This window comes from Elusimicrobiota bacterium (genome assembly GCA_016218575.1).
Taxonomy (GTDB): domain Bacteria; phylum Elusimicrobiota; class Elusimicrobia; order UBA1565; family UBA9628; genus JACRDN01.
In genome coordinates this window covers 237,294-253,333 of the sequence record JACRDN010000016.1, presented here as the reverse complement: position 1 = coordinate 253,333, position 16,040 = coordinate 237,294, and the positions used below count along the sequence as shown (strand labels likewise).

The window sequence follows — 16,040 nt, the reverse complement described above, 5'->3', positions numbered from 1 at the left end:
TTTTAGCGCAAGGCCGCGGGCAAGGGAGCCTTCTCGTCGTTGAGCAGCTCGTTGAACTTCCGGGCCTTGCGGCTGCGCCAGTTCCCTTTATGGTATGCGTAGGAAGCGAGTATCGGGAAGGCCAGAGAAGCCTCGGCGTAGACCATCTGCTCATGCAGCGTGTCCACCTTGCCCCAGGAGCAGGCCTCGCGCAACGTGGAGCCGGATAGCGCCCCATCGCGTTCGTCGGCCACCGTGATTTGGATGGCGTACTTGTGCATTTTGGTTTCGAGTCCGAGCATTTCGGGGCCGACCGTGATATCCTGGGCGAAGTTCTTGGGCACGCCGCCTCCGAGCATGAGTAGGCCGGTTTCCTTCGAGGCCAGCTTGCAGCGCACCAGCTCCAGGAAGTCCTTGGCCGAGTCTACGGAAACGTGCTCCTCCGGGTTGTGCCATTGGTGGTGCAGGAGCCCGAAGCCCGCCGAGCAGTCCGAGAAGGCCGGGACGAAGACGGGCACGCCTTTCTTGTAGCTGGCCAGGACCACAGAGTCCTTCACCTTGCAGTTCTTGACCAGGTACTTGCCCATCTCCTCTATGAACTCGCGGGAGGAATAGGGGCGGGGCTTGAGGGTCCCGGCGATCTCCGAGGTGACCGCGTCGGTGTCGCCCAACTCGTCCTCGTCGATGAAGGTGTCGTAGATGCGGTCGATCCGGGTCGCGCGCAGGGAATGGTCGTCGATCCATTTGGTGCCCTTGTAGTGCTTGAAGCCCAGGGACTCGAAGAAGTCCTGGTCGATGATGTTGGCTCCCGTGGAGACGATGGCGTCCACCATGTTGTTGTTGACGAGGTCGAATACGATCTTCTTCAAGCCCGCCGAGAAGAGCGACCCGGCCAGACAGAGTATGACGTTGCAGTCCTTGTCGCCGAGCATCTTGTCGTAGATGTCGCTGGCGCGGGCAAGGTCCCTGGCTGTAAACGACATCTTGGACATTGCCTCCACCATCGCCACCGTGTTGTGCTTCGTAATGTCGAAATGCTCTATCGTGTCCTTCAGTAAGTCGGACTTCTTCAAGTTGGCCATGTCTCTCCTCGACGACGGGATTTTGTGCCTCGACGCAATTTCGCGATTTTATTTTATAACATTCGATCGTCTTTGACAATTTTTCGCGATTTTCCCTGAAACAATTCCGCAACCAAGTTTGCCCGGGCGGCCCTTATAATAAAACCAGACGCCATCGCGCGACTCTTGTAACATGGGAGGCCGCAATGTCCGGCAAACATAGAATGGAAGAGGTGGGTGACCTTTTCGTCACCGAGTCGTCCGTGACGGTGAAGCTCCTTCCCAGCAAGAAGTCGGGTTCCAGGCTGATACGATGGTTTGCCCAGGGCCAAGTGACCAATGTGCGCAGCGCCGCCAAAGACATCGCCTACCTGATTGGAAAACTTCAAGGCCGCTCCCGTGTCGTGCGAAGCTTGACCGTGATGACCCACATGGGAGCCGGCACCGACCTCGTGAAGACTGGCCTGGCCCGGGCCGTGGCGCAAGCGGGGTTCGAAATACTAAGATAGCCGTGCTTTGAGACTCAAGGGCAAAGTCTGCCTCATCACCGGGGCCGGCTCCGGCATGGGCCGGAGCGCGGTCCTTGAGTTCTGCCGGGAAGGAGCGAGCGTTGCCGCCTGCGATGTCAACGGCGCGGCCGCCGAAGAGACGGCGGCGCTCGCGCGCAAGTCAGGGGGCCGGGCCCTGGCCCTCCAAGCCGACGTATCGCGTGAGGGGGACGTCGTCCGCGCCGTTTCCGAGGCGGCGAAGGCCTTCGGCGGCATGGACGTTCTTTACAATAACGCGGGGATATTTCCAAGCGGCGATCATTCCGTGGTGGACACCACGGAAGACGTTTGGGATCGAGTCTTGGCGGTCAACGTCAAGGGAGTCTACCTTGTCTGCAAGCACGGGATCCCCGAGCTGCTCAAACGCGGAGGAGGATCGGTCATCAACATCGCTTCCTTTGTGGCCCTCGTGGGCTGCAGCGTGCCCCAGGACGCATACACGGCGTCCAAAGGAGCGGTGATCTCGCTCACCAAGTCCCTAGCCGTGCAGTTCGGACCCAATGGAGTGAGATCAAACGCCATTTGTCCCGGTCCCATCGAGACGCCCTTGCTCACGCAATGGCTTCTCAAGGAACCGGCGGAGAAAGCCAAGAGACTCCATAGAATTCCCATGGGGCGTTTCGGCCGAGCCGAGGACGTCGTCGCCTTGGCCATGCATTTGGCCGGCGACGAGTCGAGTTGGACCAACGGCGCGGTCTTCGTAGTCGACGGCGGAATAACCTCGAATTATTTCTAAGGGCGCCCCGGCGCGCAGGAGCTCCTATGAAGACCTCAGACGTCCCCAAAAACCAGCTCTGGATCGGAGGACAGCCTCAAGGCGCTCTCGCGGGCGAGGATTTCCCCGCGTTCAATCCGGCCACGGGGGAAATCCTCGCTTACGTGGCCAAAGCAGACGCCGGGGACGCCGCGCGCGCCGCGGAGGCCGCGGCCCGTGCCGCCCGGGGCCCTTGGGGGAAAATGTCTCCGAGGCAGCGGGCCCGCGTTCTTTTCGAGATATCGCGCCGAGTGCGCGACCGCCGCGATGAGCTGGCGCTCCTAGAGACCCGCAACACCGGCAAGCCCATAACAGACTCCTTGGACGAGGTTTCCGTGGTCGCGGACTGCTTCGAGTACTATGCCGGGGCCGTGAGCAAGTTTTGCGGGGAGACCATTCCGGCGGGCGCTTCCGGGCTCGACGTCACCTTGCGCGAACCCGTGGGAGTATGCGCCCTCATCGTGCCGTGGAACTATCCCATCCTGATCGCGAGCTGGAAGCTGGCCCCGGCTCTGGCCTGCGGAAACACCGTGGTTTTGAAGCCCGCCAGCTACACCCCTCTCTCGGCCCTGCGCCTGGCCGAGATTTGCGCCGAGGCCGGGGTTCCGGAGGGGGTGGTCAACGTCGTGACGGGGCCGGGAGGTATCGTGGGAGAGGCCTTGGCCGGCCATCCCTTGGTGCGCAAGATATCCTTTACCGGAGAGACGTCCACGGGGGTCCGGATCAGCAAGGCGGCCGCGGATACGATCAAGCGGGTCTCGCTCGAGCTCGGGGGCAAGTCCCCCAACATCGTTTTCGACGACGCCGAGCTCGACTATTGCGTCGAGAAATCCCTGCTCTCGGTTTTCTCCAACTGCGGGCAGGACTGCTGCGCCCGCTCGCGGGCCATCGTCCAGAGCAAGGTTTACGACCGCTTCGTGGAGAAGATCACCCAAGGCGCCCGGGAGCTTGTCGTCGGAGACCCCCTCAGAAAAGAGACGCAGGTCGGGCCCATGATCTCTCGCAAGCAGAGGGAGAGGGTCGCCGACTATATCGAGCTCGGGCGGCGAGAGGGCGCCAGCCTGGTCTGCGGGGGGGAATTCCCCTCTGAAGGGAACTTGTCCCAGGGCGCCTTCATCCGCCCCGCTGTGCTTGCCAAGGCCGGACCCAAGATGACAGTGGTCCAGGAGGAGATTTTCGGCCCCGTGCTGTGCGTGATTCCCTTCAAAACCGAGGAAGAGGCCGTCGAGATCGCCAATGATTCCCCTTACGGCCTGTCCGGCTCGATCTGGACTCGGGACCTCGGGCGGGCCATTCGCGTGGCCAGGGCCGTGCAGAGCGGGGTGCTGAGCGTCAACACCGCGACCAGCGTGTATCTCGAGGCTCCCTTTGGCGGCTACAAAAGCTCCGGCCTCGGACGGGAGCTGGGCATGAAGGCCCTCGAGCTCTACAGCGAGGTCAAGAACGTATTCTTTTCGGATAGGTGACGGAATTAAGTGACAGTTACTTAATTCTCTCGAAGAATTAAGTAACTGTCACTTAATTCCGTACAGCGCGCGCGCATTCTCGGTGGTCTTGAGGGCGATTTCTTCCACCGACAGCCCTAGGGTTTCCGAGAGTTTCTCCGCGATTTCCGGTATGGCGCGGGGCTCGTTGCGCTTGCCGCGCGAGCTTTGGGGGGGGAGATAGGGGCTGTCGGTCTCTAGGACTAGGCAGGAGGATCCCGCGGCGCGGAAGGCCCGCCGCAGGTCCTCGTTCTTGGGATACGTTATGGGGCCGTCCACTCCGAGGGCAAGGCCCCGCTCCGCCAGGAATAGGGCGTTCTCGGCGTTTCCCGAGAAGCAGTGCACCACTCCCCAAAAGCGGCGGCCCGAGGGCGGGGAAGGGAATAGGCCGCCGCAGACTCCCAGCAAGTCCGGGTAGGCTCCCCGGCAGTGGATCACGGCAGGCTTTTCCCAGCGGCGGGCCGCCGATAGGATATCCTCAAAGGCTTTGAGCTGGATTTGCCGCGGGATCTGGGTTTTCACGTAGTCGAGGCCGATCTCCCCGATCGCCGCGACCTCGGGGAGCCGGACCCTTTGCTCCAGATCCTTGATCAAATCCAGGGAAAACTGATCGGCATGGTAGGGGTGCAGCCCCAGAGAGCAGCGCACCTGGCGCGGCCGGGCCCGGCTCAAGGCTACGGCCTTATCCCAATCCGCCGGGCTGTCCGCGATTTCGAGCACTTGGGCCACACCCGCCTCGAGAGCCCGAGCCAGGACCAGGTCTCGGTCCGCGTCGAACAGAGGGTCGCTCAGATGGGCATGGGTGTCGAAGAATTCCAAGGCTTATTTCCCACGGCGGTAGAGTGCCAGGATAAGAGGATCCTTTTCCTCGTTGAGGTGCTCGGCCAGGGCCGCCGCCGCCCGGGGGTCGTTTTTGTAGTAGTGGTCGAAGACCAAAGTCTTGGCGAGGTATCGTACGGCCGGACGCGTGTCCTTGAGGGCCCGGATGGCCAGGGGCAAAGTCGCGCGGGGATCTAAGTCCGCGAAGAGGCCCAACGCTCGCGCATGGGCGAAAAGCTTGTCTTGGGAGAGCCAGGCTTGGCGGCGGGAAAGGATCGCCTGGGGGTTTATCTGGGCGATCTGGTAGAGCGCGTAGTCCGCGTTATGTCTCACGATCTCGACGTCGTCATCTAGGAGCTCCGCCAGGAGCGGGACCAGGGCCGAGGCCTTGAGTTCGGCGGCCTTGGCGCAGGCCTGGGCGCGCAGGGAAGCGTCCTCGGAGCGCAGGAGCCCTTCGAGAGCCGCGGGCCCCGCCGCCCTGACGGTCTGCGCCGCTCGTACATCCCAAATTCGACGCAGGATGGTTTCCACGGGCTCTCCGTCTATGGCAGAGGGGTTTTGGCGGTAGAGAGCGAAGTAAAAAGGCAGGGCCGCCTCCGGGAAGGCGCGCTGCTTGTAATGGATCTGGGCCAACTTTCGCGCGCTGAAGAGATCATTGGGGTTGTTTTCCCAGGCTAGAGTGAAAGCCTGGACCGCCTTGTCGGTTTGTCCGTCCTCGAGAGCCAAGACGCCCTCCAGCTGCCGGGCCCCGGCGTGCTGGGGATAGCGAGAGAGAGTCTCGGCAACCACGGCGCGCACGGAATTTTTCTCGCTGCGGTCCCAAAGAGATAGAACCAAAGCGGAGAAAATCTGGGGATTCCTGGGCTGGGCCCGGAGCAGAGCCTCGAGGGCCTCGCGGGACAGGTAAGCGCTTTCCCCGGAAGGGCCGAATTCGCTCTTGCGCGCCAGGCGCGACAACTCCTCGACCGCGGAGCGTCCTTCGAAGCTGTCTGGCGCGGCCTGCGCGAGCTTGGCCAGGATCGGCACGCTTTGGGCGGGATCGGCCGCGGAAAGTTGGGCCTTATAAGCCGCCAGCTCCGGATTTTGCCCCTGGCCCAGGATGATTTGCTCGTGAGCGCGGCTGAATTCGAGCCTCTTGAACAGGTCCCGAGCAAAGAGCATGACGTAAAACGCGTCCGCGGGGCGGTTGGCGCGGTAGAGAGCCTCTGCCAGGCGAAGGTGAGACTTGGGATCCAGAAATTTCTCGCGGAAACCGCCGCGGGCCGTCGCGAGATCCTCAAGTCTCCGGCCGAGCGCGCCTCTGCCGGCCGGCAAGGAGCGGGCGGGGGGGTGCCAAAGCCAGCGGTAAAGGACGAGGCTATATACGGCCAAAGCCCCGGAGATCAGGATCAAGGCCAGAAGGATCAAAAGGAGGGCGCGCCGGGAGTCCTGCCTGCGCATGACTGATTATAACATGAAAAAACCGCCTGCCGTTTTAGGCAGGCGGTTTCTCGGGGAGAATCGTTATTTGCCGAAGTATTTCCAGCGGCGCGGCGACGGATCACGCTGCCGGCTCTTGACCAAGAGCTGCTCTTCCACGGTGGACCAACGGTCCTCGTCCTCTCCCGCGGAGGCCGTCATTTGAAGCCAGGCCTGCTCGCTTTTTCTATGCTCGAGGGCCAAGCGCTCGAGCCAATCCACCTCCTCGGGAGAAATATCGGGCGCTGGCTTGGCTCTGGAGAGCCTTCTTTGTTTGGGTGCGGCGGATTTGCGCGAGACAATCTTCAAGATCGTGCACCTCCGTTTTCGAGATTGGGAGCGACGCGCTAGTTTAGCCCGAGGGGCGCGAATTGGCAAGGCCCAAAAAGGGCCTAGAAATTTCTAGAGCTCCGATTGCTCGTCGCGCAGCCCCTGGATGATTTCGTGGAACACATCGTCATCCTGGCCGGCGGTGAATGAGTACAAGAGCTTGTGGCCCAGAATATAGGCTTCCACCCTGGGGAAGGGCGCCTCGTAGTTGATCTGTATGGCGCGCATGGAGGAGACTGGCAGGTTTTTTAGGGAAAACTTCTCGCCGCGGGCCTGGATTCGGGACTTAAGAATGCGCGACAGGACCTCCAGCCCGTTTAGGTCCTCGGCGAAGGGGCTGGGATGAACATCCATCCTGACGATGCCGAGGGGCCCGTAGAGTCCTTCGTGGATGAAATTGCTGGGGTCGGTGCCCTTCTTGCAGAAATGCACAATCTCGACGCTGCGCTGGTTTTCCTTGAAGCCTTGCGAGGCGGAGTAGCCCTTGGGTAGCCGGACCACGTAGCCGTAGCTTCCGATGAAAGCTGATTCGCTCTGGGGAGCCGAGGCTGCCGAGGGCTTGTCTCCGCCGGGCCTAGGGGCCAGTAATACAAAGACCGCCAAGCCCAACAAAGCCGCGCCAGAGGCCATGAGCAAAACGAGGATTTTTTTTGAAGAGCCCGGCTCGGCCGGGGGCCGGGCCGTTTTCACGGCTTCATCGGATTCCATCGCCGATAGTATAGCCGCAAACGCCCGCTCGCGCTAGCTTCGGGAGGCAAGGCGCGCGGCCAGGGCCGCCGCCGCATCTATTAGCCACTTCCCGCGTCCTTTGCAGGGCTCTGGCTTACCTTTGGCGGGAGGAGGCGCGGCCGAATCCATGTGGCTTTTTTCGGTGGTTTTGGGCCTGCCGTTCGGCGCCGGGGCTTCATCGCCCTTGGCGGGAGGGCTTTCCTCGCGGCGGCGGTCGCCGCGGTCGCAGTCTCCGGAGGATCGGCCATCCCCGGGGCGCCCCTCTTGGCGGTAAGGACTCATGAATTTGTCCTCGGTCTGCGCCCAGGCCCGGCCGGCGGGCCACAACGCGATGCCGACAAGAGCGGCCGTCGTCAATTTTGTCATGAGACCATGATAGCGCCTGTCCGGAGTGCTGAGAAGGGTCTTGGTGCCCATATGAGTCTAGGCCTTTTGGCCTAAGCCCTGTCCTGCCGGCTTCTTTATGGAGGTGAGGTAAAACTATTTTGATATACTGCCGTCGGTGATTCCCGCCCGGAAGAGCCCCGCCTGGCGTGCCTCGTGCCTGGCCGCCTTGGCGGCCGCCGCCTTCTCGCCCTCTCTTTGCGCCCGAGGCTTCATCCGCGACGATTGGTACATTATCGCCGAGAACGCGCTTTTGCGCGGGTGGCGCCTCCTGCCGCGCCTGCTCTCGATGGGCTATTGGGAGGGGGCCCTCGGCGCCGCGGCCCCGGTCCAGGAGTATCGCCCGGTCTTGATGCTGTCGTACTTCTTGAACAGGGCTCTCTTGGGCGCGGCCCCTTGGGGCTTCCATCTGGTCAACGCTCTGTTCCATGCCGGCGTCGTGGCCGCGCTGTATCTCGCGCTCAGGCGCCGCCTGGAGGAGCCGGCCGCGTTGGGAGCGGCGGTTCTCTTCGCAGTCCTGCCGGTGCATGTCGAGGCCGTGTCGTACCTCGCCGGGCGCTCCGAGATCTTGGCGCTTTTGTTTCTCCTGCTGTCTTGGTTTGAATTGGAGAAAGAAAATTCTTTTTGGCGAGGAGGCCTTCTTTGGTACGTTCTCGCTCTTTTGACCAAGGAGGTCGCGGTCGTGTTCCCGTTTTTTCTGGCGGCCTCGGATTGGGTTTGGCGCCGAGGTCGAGACTGCCGCAGAGTCCGCCTGCACGGGGCGCTCTGGGTCGCCACGATCGCGGCCGTAGCCCTGCGCTTCGTGGTCTTGGGCAGGCCCTTCCATGGGGGTTTTGACTACTTCGAGGGCGCCGAGGCCCTGAACCGGGCTCTGAGCGTGGCGCGCTTTTGGACCTTGCATTACGTCCTTCCCATGGCCGCGGGGGTCGGTCTTCAGGCGGACTTCAGCCGGCCCTTGATACCGGACTCTGGCCCGGGGGACCTTGTCGCTTGGGCCTGCCTTTTGGGTTGGATCGCCTTGGCCGTTGCCACGGTCGAGGGAATCCGGCGCCGCCGCCCGGAAGCGCTTCTGGGTCTTATTTTCTTCCTGCCTCTGCTGCCAACCTCCCACCTCGTGATCCGGCTCGACACCATCGGTGCCGAGAGATTCCTCTACATTCCGTCCATCTCCTTCTGCGTTGCCGCGGCCTGGGCCCTGCGCCGGCGCTTGATTCTGGCCGGCCTCCTCGCCGCTCTCTACGCCGGGCAAAGTTTGGCGCGGCAACCAGCGTGGTTGAGCGACCGGTCCTACGCCGAGGCCGCGCTCCGTGGAAATCCAGTCTCGGCCGGGGCCTGGAGCGCCTTGGGGGTGTGCCTGGCGCGCGAGGGCCGAGCCGCCGAGGCCGAGGAGGCTTTGCGGCGAGCCGTCTCGGTCAATCCCCGCCATCCCGCCGCGTATTTCAACCTAGGGCTTCTTTATTATAAGCAAGGCCGCTTGGGGGAGGCAGATAGGATGGTGGGCGCGGCCACAAACGGCAACTCGGGAGACGCCGACGCTTGGAGCCTGCGCGGCCTCTTGGCCGAGCGCCGTGGCGCTGCGGGGGAGGCGCTCAAGGCCTACGCCCGGGCCCTCGAGCTGCGCCCCTGGGACGCGGTCGCCCATTTCAACCTGGGGCGTCTCGCCCTGGCCTCGGGCCGCCGGGACCTGGCCGCGACGCATTTCCGGGAGTACCTGGCGTTGGCGCCCGACGCCGAGGACGCGGCGCGGATACGAAAGCTTGTGGAAGCTCCTCTTAATCCCTGACGAAGCGGTGCGCCCGGCAGGACTTGAACCTGCGACCCTCCCGTTATGAGCGGGGTGCTCTGACCAACTGAGCTACGGGCAACTTTGCGGAAGTTGTTTTATGAGGCTTTTTCATTTGGTCATGATTTCGAGGAGCTTGTGATTGATGAAAAGATGATATTTTCCCAGGCGCTGTTCTTTTAGGATGCCAGCTTTCGCCAGGTGTTGTAGGTACTTGCTCGCAGTCATGAAATGGACGTTCAGATTTCTAGCTAGACGCGCTGGGATGATGATGGGGTAGGCAAAGAGTGCCTGGACCAAGTCTGTTGAGTAGACGGATTTGTGGTTCTGTTTAAGCTCCTGCCGAAGTTCTACGAAAAGGAATCCAATTTTTTCCAAGATGCTCGTGGTTTGCACCGCTTGTTCCCAGAAACCGGTCAGCATGAATTCTATGTATTCATGCCAAGCGCCCACGGTTGTAACGGCGCGGAGCAGGCGGTAGTATTCCGTGCGTCGCTGGTTAATGTAGCCGCTTATGTACAGGATGGGAAGGGGGAGTAAGCCATCCTGTACCAATTGGAGCACCATAAGGATTCTGCCGGTGCGGCCATTGCCATCTCCAAATGGGTGGATTGCCTCGAACTGGTAATGAGCTAGAGCGCACTTTATTAGGGGGTCGAGGTCTGACTGGCTGTTAACAAAATTCTCCCAGTTGTTCATCAGGCGCGAGATATCGGTGATAGCGGGCGGGGTGTAGAGCACCTCGCCCGTTGTGTCATTGGCGATTCGGTTTTGCTGCTGGCGGTAGCCCTCGGGCTTGTCCGGCATCAGAGCGTGCTGAATTCCAAGTATCAGCCGCGTTGAGATTGGGATTTTCTTCAGGTTATCAAAGCCCCACAGGGCGGCGTTTCGGTAGTGCAGGACTTCTTTGTCAGGCTTTCGCTGCTCCGACTCGGGGAAGAGCTGTCCTTGGAGGGCCTCTGCAATCGTTGTGTTGATGTTCTCGATGTTGGAACTGGCGACCGCCTCCTTGATGATAGCGGGTGACAGGAGCAGCATCGGGTTTGGATGGAAACGACAGGAGCCTTTAAGCTCGGCCAGAGAGGTTCGGGCCTTGAGGAGGAGTTCGGAGAAGTCCTTATTTCCAATATCGGCTTTTGGAGGCAAAAGCGATAGAGGGTGGGGGTGTATCGGGCTAAATGATATATGGGTCATAGTATATCGAAAATATTAATTAATTTCAGTATATCATAAACACTGGCCTAGAAAGAGGGATGACGTCGCCTGGAGGCGCCTGACAAATGTCGATTGTGTTGGAAAATTTCTGCGCCCGGCAGGACTTGAACCTGCGACCCTCCCGTTATGAGCGGGGTGCTCTGACCAACTGAGCTACGGGCGCATGAAAGATATTTTACTACTTATTGGCCCGGGTCCCGGAGCGATTAGGGGCGGAAAATGATGGGGTAGACGGGCAATTCCTTGGAGCTCGTTATGACGAGTTTTCCCGTGGCCCGGACCTTTTTGGGGCCCGCCGGCTGGAATTCCAGGATATACGCTCCGAGCGGAGGGCCGCGCAGCTCGGATTTGACCACGAAACTTTTTCCAGAGGCGCCGGCGGCGATGGATACCGATACGGTGTCGGGGAAGGTGTAGGGTCCGCCGTAGCCGGCGTAAAGAGGGTGGGGGCTGTCAATGTAGAATTTGTTGTGGGGAGAGTGGACATTGTAGAGGACATGGACCTCCCGGTCTCCTAGGAGGAGCCCCAGCATGGAGAAATCCTCGCCGTCCTGGGTTTTCCCTTGGATGGGGAATAGGGATTGGAAATCAAATTTCCGGTTGATCCGCTCCAGGACGCCCCCCGGGATGAAGCAGCGGTTCGTTCCTAGGAGCCCGTCATCGCTGAATAGATCCAGGGCCGAGAGGCCCTGGGCCGCGGCCTTGGAGGCGAGCTCCTCGATCACTTCGTAGGAAGCCTGCTTGACACCTGAGTCTGAGAGCCCTCTGGAGCGCAGGAGTATTTTGGATCGCGCATCCAAGGGCGAAAGCCTAGCCCAGACTTCGGGCGGGAACAACAGGGAAGAGGATTGAAAGCTGACGGGTCCGAGGATCCGCAGGGACTGGGCGAACTCTAATTCGCCGCCGGCTCGGCACGGGGCGGCGGCGATGGAGAGGATCAAAAGGGCTCTTCCTGAAAAAATCGTCATGATAAAAGTGTGCCATGAAGTCGAAGGGTCTTCCAGAAGCCAAAGGCCTATATCGAGGTAGGCCGAAGGGCCTACTCAACAGAACCCGATCAGGTATTTCTTGAGGGTTTTTCGGTTGATCTCGACGCCCAGACCTGGTTTTCGGGGCACGGCCAGGGAGCCGTTTTTGAGCGCGATGGGCTCGGTCAGGAGCTCGTCCCGGAAGGGGCTGGGGTTGGTGTCGAGCTCTTGGAGCTGGGCCATGAGGGGGCTTGAGGCGGCCGCATGGAGCATGGCGGCCAGCCCAACCCCGGCCTCGAAATTATGCATAACGACCTGGGCCCGGTAGGCCTGGGCCAAAGCCAGGATTTTGCGGGTCTCGGTGAGTCCATTGACGGTGGCGTCGGGCTGTATGACCTGGGCGGCTCCCCGCGCCAAGAGCTCCTTCATGTGGTAGAGATGCGCGCATTCTCCGGCCGCGATCGGGATGCCGATTTTTCGCGAGAGCTCGGCGCAGCCCTCTATGTCCCACTTGGGGAGAGGCTCCTCTAGATGCTCGAGCCCGAAGGCCTCGAGGGCTCGCCCCACTTTCAGGGCTTGGGCCCGGTCGTAACGCCCATTGGCGTCCGCGAAGAGCTTGATATTTGGACCCAAAGCTCGGCGCACCAAGGCAACCCGCCCGGGGTCCTCATGGGGGGCTCTTCCAATGCGCATCTTCACTCCTCGGAATCCTTTTTCCGCCAGGACACGGGCCCTTCTCTCGAGGGCCCGGACGGGAATGATCATGAGATCGCTGGCATAGACCGGGACCGCCAGGCGCCAGGCTCCGCCCAAGAGGTCATAAAGCGGCTTGCCCAGGGAGCGGCCCATCAGGTCGTATAGGGCGGTGTCCACGGCCCCGGCAGCCGAGACGCGATTGGCGTCGTGGTCGAGCTGGTCCAATTCCTGCCAAATCCTCTCGGCGTGAAACGGATCCCGGCCCCGTAGGAGAGGCTTGACCCTTTCTTCGACGAGAGACAGGAACGCCTTTCCGCCTGCCGCGGTTCCTCCCCAGTTGGCCTCGCCCCAGCCAGAGAGTCCGTTCCTGGTCCGCACCTCGACGAGGGCCGTGGCGCGCTCGCGCTTTTGCCCAAAGGAGAATTCCAGAGGCTCATTTAGGGGACAGCTCAAGAGATAGGCATGAACCGAGGTGATGGAGCCGGGATTTGTTTTCATCAGGATCTCAGAAGGCTAAAGAGCCCCTCCGGCGTGAAGAAGAGCACGCGCACGGCGAGGGTCGCGTAAAACAGGGAGCAGGCCACCAGCCCCGCGCGCTCCCAAAGCCTGGGCCTAAGCGGCTCGGGCAGGTAGCGGCAGGTCACCCAGAGCACGTGCATTGAAAGCCACACCGTGATCATGGATTCCGCGTTGGCCGCGAAAATCACCATGGAGAGCGGCTTGGCCAGATGCAAGGCGATATTGGCCCAAAGGGCGTACAAGGCCACTATGCTGTAGTAAACGTATTTCACGGCCTCGGGGGGCTTCTCCCTCAAGGAGGGGAATCCGCTCCAGAGAAGGTCGGTCCAGCGCCGCGGGTAGATCTCGACGGCTCCCAACTGAGTGGAGAATAGTATCCAAAATCCGCAGAGAAGCGTCAGCTGCCAGAATAGGGGCCCGGCCTGCCGGGCCACTCCCTCGGCCTGCTGGGCGGCCACGGCCCAGGGGCCTGCCGCGGTCTGGGGCGAAACGAACTGCAAAGACAGGATGGCGGGCAAAGCGATCCCGCCGAGGCACCCGACGGCCCACAGTCCCTGGTCGCGCCAGGCCTGGCGCCACCAGCCCCGCCAGCGCGACAAATTTTCTTGGCTCAGCGGGAAGGTCTTGCCGAGATGAGAGAGTTGGACTCCCTTGCCGCCGACAAGGGCCGGTATGGCTCCCACCGCCGCACCCATGCCCCAGCCCTTGTCCCGGGCGTAATTGGAGATGGTGGCGTTGCCAAGCCCACCCAGGCCGGCGTAGTTGGCGAAGGCCGCCAGCATCAGCCAATCCGCTCCGGCGGGGATGTGACCGAAGTTTAGAAAACCCTTGCCCACCGCGCCCCAGGACGAGGCGTCCGCGTAGAACGCGTCCACGAAAATGAGATAGCCGAGGATCCAGAGCACCATGAAGGCCATGGCCTTCTCCATCATGAGATAGACCTTGCCCCCGAAGGCCAGGGCGAGCACGCAGACCATGACGATGGCGTGCGCCAGGAAAAGGACGAAGCCCCTGTCGGCCTCCGTGGGCATGCGGCCCAGGATCAATGGGGCCAAGGCCGTGGCGCAGGTCGCGGCCATGCTGGGCCAAATGCTGCCGAGCTCGATGACGATGTAGAAGAGGGCCCAAAAGCGCGGCCCCGGCCTGCAGCGCATGAAGCCCGTAAATATGGGCTCTCCGGTGGCGATGGTGTAGCGCAGGCACTGGAGGTTCAGGACGAGCTGGAGAGCCACGGCGACGAGCCCCACCCAGAGGATGCCGCCCCGGTACTTGACCGTGAGCATGGGCCCGAGCAGCCATTCACCGGTGCCGATGGCGATGCCCATGGCGACGACGCCCGGGCCCAGCCAGGAAAGAACGCCTTTGGCTCCCCGAGGCGGCGGGGGAATATCCTCGACGCCCCAGGCCGGCATTTGGCCGGCGTCAATCGCCTCCGCCATGTCCGTCATTCTAGATTAAATGAAGCGAAATGTTACTATTGCTCCAGTGCGGAGATTTTGGATCGGGGCCGTCGCGGGGATAGGCCTGGCTATTCTCTGGCCCTCGGACGCGCCCTGGATCAACGACGAGCCAAAGCTGATCGCCTGGGCCCTTCATTGCCGCGATCAGGGGCTTGTCGCCGCCCACGGCCTCATCGGCTCGCGCGGGACGCTGTATGGGCCATTTGCGACCTGGATATACACCGTCCTCCTGTATTTCATCAAGGACCTCGCCCTCTTGGTGGCGGTACGGGCTTTCCTGTTTTTATCTCTCTGCGCTCTCTCTTTGGCATGGATTAGTCAACTCTGCCCGGGGCTTTCATCGGGCTGGGGTTGGGCCGCGCTGTTTTCTCCTTACCTCTGGCTTTACAGCCGCGAGCTTTGGGACAACACCTTCCTCATTCCTCTCTCAGGCGTTACTTTCTGCGCCTATCTTTCCTTTTGCCTCCGGGCCGAGGCTTGGAAGCTGTGGTTGGCGGCGCTGGGGGGGCTTTTCATGCTCCTGACCCATCCCATGAGCCTAGTAGTCATCATTCCACTAGGCGCTCACGCGTGGCTTTCTCGCAGGAAGTATTTTTTCCAGGCGCCTTTTCTTTGCGCGACTCTCCTGGCCGCCGGCGCTGTTTTTGCCGCTCCCTATGTTAAGGCGCTGACGGCGACATCCATGTTTTGGCCCGGGCTAAGCGGGTTTTCCTTTTGGAGGGGGTGGGTTTTTCCATTCTTCGCGGGAAGACTTTTCTCGGGGGGCGGCTTCGATTATTTTCTAGGGCCGGGCTACCTCCCCGCGGGGCTCGCCTTTGTGCGGGCGGTTTCCAGGCTCGCCCTATTATTTTTTTGGGCTGGAATTGTTTCGGCCGTGAGGCAAGTCTTGCGTCCGAGCGCGGGCGCGCTCGGCGCGGAACGCGACATGGCCCTCTTGAGCCTCATAACCCTCTGCTTCGGACTCGTTTTCCATGGGATGCTTAGGCTTTACGGCCAGCCGCACTATTACGGAGCGGCCTGGCTGTTGTATTTTTATTTTCTCTGGAAGGGCTTGAGCGTAGCACCTCCGCTTTTCGGCCGGATCTACGCCGGTTCGCTCGCGATTTTTCTTCCGAGTCTTGTCTTGCTCATCCATTTGAGAGGAGGGAGCCGCACCATCTTTTACGGCCCAACTCTCGGCAATCAGATTGAGCTGGCCCGGCGGATCGGCGCTTACAGCCCGGAAAGCCCCATCCGCTCCCGGGTCCAGCATTACGTGGTGTTTCCGCATGCCTTGAAGGTCCTCTTCGACTTTTACGGTTTGCGGGGGACCCCCCAGGGGCCGAGGCGGCGTCTGGCGATACTATATAAGGAAGCAGATCAACGGGATGGACGGGTCATCCTTGCGGCCGAATAGGCTTCTCCTGGGTTTTGTCCAGCAGCGCCTCTACGGCTCGGGCTATGGTCTTGCAGCACTCGAAGTGCTTCTCCGGCGGGCCTCCCATGGGGTCCTCGATGTCGCCTGAAAGCCCCACGTGCTCGAGGAATATCGCGACTTTGCGGGCGTGCTCCGGGAAGTGGTCCGTAAGCGCGTCGCGGTGGCGGCGGGTCATGGCCAGAACGAGATCGGCCCACTGCAAAAGCTCCCGGTGCACGAGGCGCGGCTTATGCTCCACCTGTGGGATGCCGGCTTGGAGCAGGGCCGCGAGAGTCGGGGGGGGAACCCGGAAATAATGCTCGGCCGCCAAGCCGCAGGAGCGAGCCTCCCAATAAAGGCCCCGCTCCGAGGCGGCCTTGTTGAGAAGCTTTTCGGCCATGACCGACCTGCAGGCGTTGGCCGTGCAGACGAACAATATCCTTTTGGGCGCGGCCAT

General features: G+C 61.6%; 16 protein-coding genes and 2 tRNA genes. 5 read left to right on the top strand and 13 right to left on the bottom strand.

Annotated features, from left to right (window positions below; translation table 11 throughout):
* Positions 1-2: 2 nt before the first annotated feature.
* Positions 3-1,061: a deoxyhypusine synthase gene (locus tag HY921_06180; GenBank protein MBI5630454.1), complete on the bottom strand. Its 1,059-nt coding sequence runs from the start codon at positions 1,059-1,061 to the stop codon at positions 3-5.
* 212 nt (positions 1,062-1,273) lie between these two features.
* On the opposite strand from HY921_06180, the gene HY921_06175 reads away from it, so the two are divergent.
* The 3 genes from HY921_06175 to HY921_06165 are packed head-to-tail and all read left to right on the top strand — an operon-like array spanning position 1,274 to position 3,808.
* A complete protein-coding gene (locus HY921_06175) occupies positions 1,274-1,549 on the top strand; it encodes a hypothetical protein (GenBank protein ID MBI5630453.1) in 276 nt (91 codons plus the stop codon).
* 7 nt (positions 1,550-1,556) lie between these two features.
* Positions 1,557-2,324 (top strand): glucose 1-dehydrogenase, encoded by a 768-nt coding sequence (locus tag HY921_06170; GenBank protein ID MBI5630452.1) that lies wholly within the window; start codon positions 1,557-1,559, stop codon positions 2,322-2,324.
* A 26-nt stretch (positions 2,325-2,350) separates the two neighbouring features.
* The gene (locus HY921_06165) at positions 2,351-3,808 is read left to right on the top strand and encodes an aldehyde dehydrogenase (GenBank protein ID MBI5630451.1); all 1,458 of its coding nucleotides are present in this window, start codon (positions 2,351-2,353) and stop codon (positions 3,806-3,808) included.
* A 48-nt stretch (positions 3,809-3,856) separates the two neighbouring features.
* Here the strand turns inward: HY921_06165 and HY921_06160 are convergent, their stop codons facing one another.
* The 5 genes from HY921_06160 to HY921_06140 all read right to left on the bottom strand — a co-directional run bounded on the left by HY921_06160 (position 3,857) and on the right by HY921_06140 (position 7,528).
* The gene (locus HY921_06160) at positions 3,857-4,645 is read right to left on the bottom strand and encodes a TatD family hydrolase (GenBank protein MBI5630450.1); all 789 of its coding nucleotides are present in this window, start codon (positions 4,643-4,645) and stop codon (positions 3,857-3,859) included.
* A gap of 3 nt (positions 4,646-4,648) precedes the next feature.
* Entirely contained in the window at positions 4,649-6,085 is a 1,437-nt protein-coding gene (locus HY921_06155; protein ID MBI5630449.1) for a hypothetical protein, read from the bottom strand.
* A gap of 63 nt (positions 6,086-6,148) precedes the next feature.
* Positions 6,149-6,412 (bottom strand): hypothetical protein, encoded by a 264-nt coding sequence (locus HY921_06150; protein ID MBI5630448.1) that lies wholly within the window; start codon positions 6,410-6,412, stop codon positions 6,149-6,151.
* Positions 6,413-6,505: 93 nt separating this feature from the next.
* On the bottom strand, positions 6,506-7,141 hold the full coding sequence (locus HY921_06145) for a hypothetical protein (GenBank protein ID MBI5630447.1): 636 nt from the start codon (positions 7,139-7,141) through the stop codon (positions 6,506-6,508).
* Between the two features lie 33 nt (positions 7,142-7,174).
* Complete coding sequence (locus tag HY921_06140; GenBank protein MBI5630446.1) at positions 7,175-7,528, bottom strand: hypothetical protein; 354 nt, start codon at positions 7,526-7,528, stop codon at positions 7,175-7,177.
* Positions 7,529-7,664: 136 nt separating this feature from the next.
* Between HY921_06140 and HY921_06135 the strand changes: the two genes are divergently transcribed.
* Positions 7,665-9,329 carry a tetratricopeptide repeat protein gene (locus tag HY921_06135; protein ID MBI5630445.1) on the top strand — a complete coding sequence of 555 codons (1,665 nt, stop codon included), beginning with the start codon at positions 7,665-7,667 and terminating at the stop codon, positions 9,327-9,329.
* Positions 9,330-9,337: 8 nt separating this feature from the next.
* Here HY921_06135 and HY921_06130 read toward each other — a convergent pair.
* The 6 genes from HY921_06130 to HY921_06105 all read right to left on the bottom strand — a co-directional run bounded on the left by HY921_06130 (position 9,338) and on the right by HY921_06105 (position 14,166).
* Positions 9,338-9,409: transfer RNA gene (locus tag HY921_06130), tRNA-Ile, on the bottom strand.
* Positions 9,410-9,440: 31 nt separating this feature from the next.
* Positions 9,441-10,523 carry a Fic family protein gene (locus tag HY921_06125; GenBank protein ID MBI5630444.1) on the bottom strand — a complete coding sequence of 361 codons (1,083 nt, stop codon included), beginning with the start codon at positions 10,521-10,523 and terminating at the stop codon, positions 9,441-9,443.
* 110 nt (positions 10,524-10,633) lie between these two features.
* Positions 10,634-10,707 (bottom strand) — tRNA-Ile (locus HY921_06120).
* Positions 10,708-10,750: 43 nt separating this feature from the next.
* Positions 10,751-11,512, bottom strand: a complete 762-nt coding sequence (locus HY921_06115; protein MBI5630443.1) for a hypothetical protein — start codon at positions 11,510-11,512, stop codon at positions 10,751-10,753.
* Positions 11,513-11,587: 75 nt separating this feature from the next.
* Complete coding sequence (locus tag HY921_06110) at positions 11,588-12,706, bottom strand: mandelate racemase/muconate lactonizing enzyme family protein (GenBank protein MBI5630442.1); 1,119 nt, start codon at positions 12,704-12,706, stop codon at positions 11,588-11,590.
* Complete coding sequence (locus HY921_06105) at positions 12,706-14,166, bottom strand: Nramp family divalent metal transporter (GenBank protein MBI5630441.1); 1,461 nt, start codon at positions 14,164-14,166, stop codon at positions 12,706-12,708. The genes HY921_06110 and HY921_06105 overlap by 1 nt, the downstream gene beginning before the upstream one ends.
* Before the next feature lie 46 nt (positions 14,167-14,212).
* Here HY921_06105 and HY921_06100 point away from each other — a divergent pair, with 46 nt between their 5' ends.
* Positions 14,213-15,583 (top strand): hypothetical protein, encoded by a 1,371-nt coding sequence (locus HY921_06100; GenBank protein MBI5630440.1) that lies wholly within the window; start codon positions 14,213-14,215, stop codon positions 15,581-15,583.
* Here HY921_06100 and HY921_06095 read toward each other — a convergent pair.
* The gene (locus HY921_06095) at positions 15,564-16,040 is read right to left on the bottom strand and encodes a low molecular weight protein arginine phosphatase (GenBank protein MBI5630439.1); all 477 of its coding nucleotides are present in this window, start codon (positions 16,038-16,040) and stop codon (positions 15,564-15,566) included. The two genes, HY921_06100 and HY921_06095, sit on opposite strands and share 20 nt — an antisense overlap.